Origin of the sequence: Phytohabitans maris (genome assembly GCF_031085175.1) — a bacterium.
GTDB classification, from domain to species: Bacteria; Actinomycetota; Actinomycetes; order Mycobacteriales; family Micromonosporaceae; genus Phytohabitans; species Phytohabitans maris.
In genome coordinates, this window is record NZ_JAVHUY010000090.1 from 1 (window position 1) to 6,150 (window position 6,150).

The 6,150-nt window shown below is 67.9% G+C and carries 6 protein-coding genes and 1 tRNA gene; 3 read left to right on the forward strand and 4 right to left on the reverse strand.

Features of this window, described 5'->3' with window-relative positions; all coding sequences use genetic code 11:
* Positions 1-238: 238 nt before the first annotated feature.
* Positions 239-1,507 (forward strand): IS110 family RNA-guided transposase, encoded by a 1,269-nt coding sequence (locus RB614_RS44020; RefSeq protein WP_308714092.1) that lies wholly within the window; start codon positions 239-241, stop codon positions 1,505-1,507.
* Between the two features lie 309 nt (positions 1,508-1,816).
* Here the strand turns inward: RB614_RS44020 and RB614_RS44025 are convergent, their stop codons facing one another.
* On the reverse strand, positions 1,817-2,263 hold the full coding sequence (locus RB614_RS44025) for a hypothetical protein (RefSeq protein ID WP_308718669.1): 447 nt from the start codon (positions 2,261-2,263) through the stop codon (positions 1,817-1,819).
* A 569-nt stretch (positions 2,264-2,832) separates the two neighbouring features.
* Positions 2,833-3,018, reverse strand: a complete 186-nt coding sequence (locus RB614_RS44030; protein WP_308718670.1) for a YegP family protein — start codon at positions 3,016-3,018, stop codon at positions 2,833-2,835.
* Positions 3,019-3,107: 89 nt separating this feature from the next.
* Here RB614_RS44030 and RB614_RS44035 point away from each other — a divergent pair, with 89 nt between their 5' ends.
* Positions 3,108-3,398 (forward strand): hypothetical protein, encoded by a 291-nt coding sequence (locus tag RB614_RS44035; RefSeq protein WP_308718671.1) that lies wholly within the window; start codon positions 3,108-3,110, stop codon positions 3,396-3,398.
* Between the two features lie 192 nt (positions 3,399-3,590).
* Here RB614_RS44035 and RB614_RS44040 read toward each other — a convergent pair.
* Positions 3,591-3,679: transfer RNA gene (locus RB614_RS44040), tRNA-Ser, on the reverse strand.
* Positions 3,680-3,813: 134 nt separating this feature from the next.
* Between RB614_RS44040 and RB614_RS44045 the strand changes: the two genes are divergently transcribed.
* On the forward strand, positions 3,814-4,746 hold the full coding sequence (locus RB614_RS44045) for an NAD(P)H-quinone oxidoreductase (protein ID WP_308718672.1): 933 nt from the start codon (positions 3,814-3,816) through the stop codon (positions 4,744-4,746).
* A 173-nt stretch (positions 4,747-4,919) separates the two neighbouring features.
* On the opposite strand, the gene RB614_RS44050 is transcribed toward RB614_RS44045, so the two are convergent.
* Positions 4,920-6,150: NF041680 family putative transposase (locus RB614_RS44050; protein ID WP_308715508.1), on the reverse strand; the 1,231-nt coding region annotated here is incomplete at its 5' end.

A 6,150-nucleotide genomic window follows, 5' to 3' on the forward strand; every position in this document is an offset into this window, starting at 1 on the left:
CGTCTAGTCACGTTTCCCCTGGTGGGGGAGCTCGTTCCGGGCTGAAAATTGGGGGTCCGGTCGCTCGTTGACATCGTTGCTGCTTGGCTGTTGAGGCCGTCGTCTAGTCGGATGCTGGGAGCCGCGTTGTTGGGTTCTTCACTGTTGCTTCGAGCACGCGGATTAGCTTCGCTTCGCCCTTGCGGCTCCTGCGGGCGACCGGTCTGGTATGGGTTCGGCTGGGGTGGGGTGGTCTGTGATGTTGGAAGAGACGCGGGACCGCGACGAGATCGTTGAGCGGGTCGCGGCGTTGGATATCGGCAAGGCTGAGGTGGTCTGTTGTGTGCGGGTGCCTAGCCCGAGCGGGTCGGGACGGCGGGCGCAGGAGGTCAGGACGTACCCGACGATGACCCGGTCGCTGATCGCGTTGGGTCAGTGGCTGGCCGGGCTGGGGGTGACCCGGGTGGTGATGGAGGCGACCTCGGACTATTGGAAGCCGCCGTTCTACTTGTTGGAGGCGGCCGGGTTCGAGGTGTGGCTGGTCAACGCTCGCGATGTCAAGCACCTGCCGGGACGGCCGAAGACCGACAAGCTCGATGCGGTGTGGTTGTGCAAGGTTGCCGAGCGGGACATGATCCGTCCGAGTTTCGTGCCGCCCGCGCCGATCCGTCAGCTTCGCGACCTGACCCGCTACCGCATCGACCTGGTCGGCGATCGGGGCCGGGCCAAGAACCGGGTGGAGAAGTTGCTCGAAGACGCGCAGATCAAGCTGTCCGTGGTCGCCAGTGACATCTTCGGTGTGTCCGGGCGGGCGATGATGCAGGCCCTGATCGCCGGGGAACGCGACCCGAAGACCCTCGCTCAACTGGCCCGCACGCGCATGCGCACCAAACTGCCCCAACTGGAAGAGGCGTTCGTCGGCCGCTTCAGCGAACACCACGCGTTCCTGCTGGCCCGGATGCTCGCCCAGATCGACACCGTCAACGCCGATATCACCACGGTCGAGCAGCGCATCGCGGAGTTGGTCGCCCCTTTCGCCGCAGCGGTGACCCGCCTGGATGAAATCCCCGGCGTCGCTACCACCGCCGCCCACGCCATCCTCGCCGAGATCGGTGTGGACATGACCCGATTCCCCACCGCCGGCCACCTGGCCTCCTGGGCCAAGTTCGCCCCCACCGTCAAACAATCCGCCGGCAAGAACAAGGGCAACGGCGCCACCGGACACGGCAACCCATACCTGGCCCGCACCCTGGGCGAAGCCGCTGTCGGCGCGTCAAAAACCAGCACCTTCCTCGGACAGCGCTACCGCCGCATCGCCAGACGCCGGGGCAAGAAGAAAGCCGTCGTCGCCATCGGCCGGTCCATCCTGACCATCGTCTGGCACCTACTCCACGACGAACAGGCCAGGTTCATCGACCTGGGACCCGACCACTACGACACCCGCACCAGCACCCAACACGCCGTCCGCAACCACATCCGCGGCCTGAACGCCCTCGGCTACCAGGTCACCCTCCAACCCGCCGCATAACCACAAACAAACCCAGTCCCGGCTCCACTGCGCTACGCCGGGACGCTGCCGCACGCCCACCAACGCTCATTTTCGGATTAGTGTCCCGTGCGCGGGGTCGCCCGCGATGTGCGCCACGTGCACAGGACAAGGCCACGCGGTAAACGCGGTGACGCGGTGTACGTCTTGTGAACGTCTACGCTGCCGATTCCTTCTCTTCAGGATCAAGGCACCGCGCAAGCGCGGCGCACCGTGCGCGCTCGCGGATCGCCCTGCGGGCGGGCCTCCGGCCCGTCCTCGGCCGCCCGCGGCACGCCGCACCTGCCGTCGCTACTTCTCCTCATCGAAGTAGCCGGGCTCCACCCGTTCGATCCGTGCTGCCAAGCGCTCACGGCGACGCAGCATCTCCCGCAGACGGCGCACCTCCTCCGGTCCGTAGACCTCGCGGTCGGCCTCCATCTCCTCGCCCATCTGGACCGTCCACCACTGGCCTACGAACGACCCACCGGCGAAGATCGCGCCGACAACCACCGCTACGCCCAACTCCTTGGTCGCCGAGAAGACAGCGAGCACTCCGCCCGTCACGAAGCAGCTTGCGCAGAAGAGCGCGTAGATCCGAGCGATGCCTTGAGACCCGAAGCGGCCCCGTAAGTGGACAGGTCCAAGCCGAAGCCGCCAACCGCCCATGCGGCCGTGGTAGGCGTTCACGAACTCCGCATCCAACGCATCGAGGTCCGCCACAAGTCTCGCAAGGTCTGGCTGCTTTCCGTCCGCCATGGTCGCCCCCTTCGCACCACGAGAGTGCCAACGGTCCGCAATCAACAGAAAGCGCACTGAAACACGGATGGACCGTGTTGGCACCGGGACTCCGCCCCGGACCCCGGCCCTCCTCGGAGATCAGGGAGGTTCGGTCACCCAGCGGGATCTCCTCGGTCGGACACCGAGAAGGCTGCCCCACCGAGGAGATCCCGCCCACCACCGCCTGCTGCGCGCGGCAAGCCGCCGCCACGGAAAGCCGCCCCGGGCCTACGGCCCGGGGCGGTAAGCCACACAGCGGCGGGCAACCGCGCCGTCGTAGAGTCGGCCGCTACGAGATGCGTCTGCTCGCCACTCATCAGACCTATTCGGAGATGCCCGCCCCAGCGACCTAGGAACTGCCTCTATCAACTAGATCACGATCTCTGGACGGAGCCTCGAAGGCGTCCCTATGGTGAAGGACGTTCCCCGACTGACTACCTAACGTAATGATTGCGTGACGTATTCGGCGGAATGTCGTTGAACGACGGAGCCCGCGGAGTCCGAGGTGTCGATAGCATCTCGGAACCCGCGGGCTTTGTCTCGCCGTACTACGTCAGGTCGACAACCGTCGCCCCGCCGCTGCCGCCCTTCATGATGTTGGCGACGTTGACCGCGTCGGCCTTCGCCCGGTAGGTCTCGCTGGTCATAAGGACCGCGTTGTTACCGGTCGACACCGCACGGCAGTAGTACGGCTGGCTGGAGCTGCTGCTCCGCCGGATCTCGTACCGGACCACGTCCGGCACCTCCTATTCACTTATCCCGCCCCCAGGAGCGCGCACGCGCTGCGGGAACGGTTAGCACTCTACGCGAGCGAGTGCCAATCTTGGCGATCGACACGCGCGGCGATTCGTACGTGAGTACGGCCACACCGCCGCTAGGCGAGCTTGCGCGAAACCACCAGCGTGGCGCCAACACCCAGAAGACCCAGCTCGACTGCGGTGAGACCCAGGTGCTTCGCCTCAATCCGCGCGAAGTGCTGGAGCGCCGCAGCGCCCACGAGGCACGCGGCGAGTACCGCGACGTGTTGTGCTTTCATCGTTACCCCTCTAGATCGATCTGTGGGCTGCCTGCCCTCGTCCGATCCAGTGTGGATCATCGCTACGACATTTCCTAAGCATTCAGCCCTCTCCTCCGAGGACGCAAGACTCGACTCGCCTGGGAGCGCAGGGCGCCGATCAGGGCGTGGGCACCCCCGCTTACCCCCGATGCGCCCCCGAACAGCGAGCGACGGCGAGATCCAGCGAGACACCGTGAGACCCACCCGTTCAGCCGGGCACCGGGTTTGGGCTGGTCAGCGGGGCGAAAGCGGAGGGTGTGGGATTCGAACCCACGATGAGTGTCACCACCCATAGCGGTTTTCAAGACCGCCGCCATCGGCCACTAGGCGAACCCTCCCTGGCCGTCGCCCTCTCGGCGCTCCGCGCAAGCGCGGAGCGTCACCTCGCGGAGCGTCACCTCGCGAAGTGCCAAGGCGCGGCCGTGCCTAGTGTGCCATGGGGGCCGCGGTTCTTGGGTGGGACACTGTGGCCGTGCGCGCGATCACGATCCCCAAGTCCGGCGGGCCGGAGGTACTCACCTGGGCGGAGGTGCCGGATCCCCGGCCTGGGCCTGGCGAGGTCCTGATCCGCACGGTGGCGTCTGCCGTCAACCGTGCGGATCTGCTGCAGCGGCAGGGGCACTACAACCCGCCACCTGGTGCTTCGCCCTACCCAGGGCTGGAGGTCAGCGGCACCGACACCGCGACCGGCGAGCCGCTCTGTGCGTTGCTCGTCGGGGGTGGGTACGCGGAGCTGGTCGCGGTGCCGGCCGACCACACGCTGCCGGTGCCCGCGGGCCTGTCCGTCGAGGAGGCGGCGGCGCTGCCCGAGGTGGCCTGCACGGTGTGGTCCAACCTCGGCCACGACCTGAAGGGTAAGACGCTCCTGGTGCACGGTGGCGGGAGCGGCATCGGGACGTTCGCGATCCAGTTTGGGGTGGCACTGGGCGCGACGGTGATCACCACGGCCCGCAGGTCCAAGCATGACCGGCTCAAGGCGCTTGGTGCCGACCGGACCATCGACTACACCGGCGAAGACTGGGTGACCGAGGTCCGCACGGCCGGCGGCGCGGATCTCATCCTCGACATCGTCGGCGCCCGCTACCTCGCGCCAAACATCGAGGCCCTGGCCACCAACGGGCGTTTGGCGATCATCGGGCTGCAGGGTGGGGTCAAGGCGGAGCTCGACCTGCGGGCGTTGATGGCCAAGCGGGGGTCGATCTCCGCGACCACGCTGCGGGCCCGTGGCCACGACGAAAAGACCGCCATAGTACGAGGAGTGCGTGACCACGTCTGGCCGCTTGTCGAGTCCGGGGCGATCAAGCCGGTGATCGACCGGCGGCTGCCGATGTCGGCGGCGGCGGAGGCGCATCGGGTGGTGGAGGCGAGCGAGCACGTCGGCAAGGTTTTGCTGACGATCGGCTAGGGCCTGTATCAAAGAGTTTGTCGGTGCGAGCCGGAGTCCAGGCGGCGTCAGGTGGTGGCGGGCGCAAGGTCGCATACCGGTGTTGTATGTGGCCTTGCGCCCGGCGCCGCATGGCGCCGTCCTGGGCCCGGCGCAGCCTGGCAAGGAATTTGATACAGGGCCTAGCTTGATCTTTAACCTGTGTGGTGGCGTCGGGGATTGGTTGATTTCTTCGTCTTGGGTTTCGGTTTCCCGGCTTCGCCGGTGGTGGCGGTGTGTACGTCGTAGCGGCGGGTGGGTTGGTCGTTGCGGCGGCCGGGTGGCCGGCCGGGTCCTGGCCGGGCGGGTTTCGGTGCGCTGGCGGGGCAGGCGAGGTTCGTGCGTAGGTGCCGAAACCCGCGCCGGACACGGGCGGGGGTGAGGCGTTCGGGCGGTGCGGGTTGTTCCCATGGGCGGCGCAGGTCGACGGCGAGGGGACGGGCTAGCCGTAGTTGGGTGTAGGCGGCGATGGTCAGCCAGGTCCAGCGGTCGGCGGCTTGTGGGGTGCGTAGTCTGGGCGTGGTCCAGCCGAGGGTCTGTTTGAACAGCCGGAACATGTGCTCGATGTCGAAACGGCGTAGGAACGCCTGCCAGAGCAGGTCCACGGTGACCGGGTCCGGGTCGTGGCCGGGACCGCCGCGCGACCACCACAGCCAGACTGGTTTGGCGGTAGCGCCGGAGGGCAGCCGGGTCACGTCGAGGCGGATCACCGTGCCGTGCAGGATCGGTAGGACGGGACAGTCGGCCCAGGCGGCGCGGCGGGTCAGCTTCGGGTGCAGCCGGTACCAGGCCCGGGCGGTCGCGGTGCCGTAGAGGCGGGTCTGGGTCGTGGTGGTCACGTCGGGCTCGCCCCAGCTGGCCGGGTCGGCGAAGCCGAACTCACGGCCGTGACGCAGCGGCCGGCCGGGGGTACCCGGCAGGCGCACCGGTGCCGGGCGGCGCAGCACCCGGTCCGACCGCATCCGCGCCAGGACCTGAACCGGCAGATCCCGCAACAGCCAAGCCAGCCGGGCCGCGTCGTAGCCGGCGTCGACCACCAGCCACATGTCGAGGTCACCGACACGCCACTGTCCGGCGTCGATGAGCCGGGTCACCACGTCGCGTACCTGAGCAGCGGTGACCACGGCCAGATCCGCGCCCGGCGCGAGCCGGATCATGTCCAGCGGCGCGGTCCATGAGGTGCGCCCAGTCTCCAGCGCGGCCACGAACGAGTACGGCCAGCCCGGGATCATGATGTGCTGATCCTTGCCCCGCCCGTAGGTATGACACAGCATCCGCTCCGGCGACGTGTGTGCTTCCGGACGCAGCCAACTGGTGACATCGGCCGCCAACACGATCCGGCCGTCGGCCGCACGCGGCACCGGCACGCCGGCCAACGCCCGACGA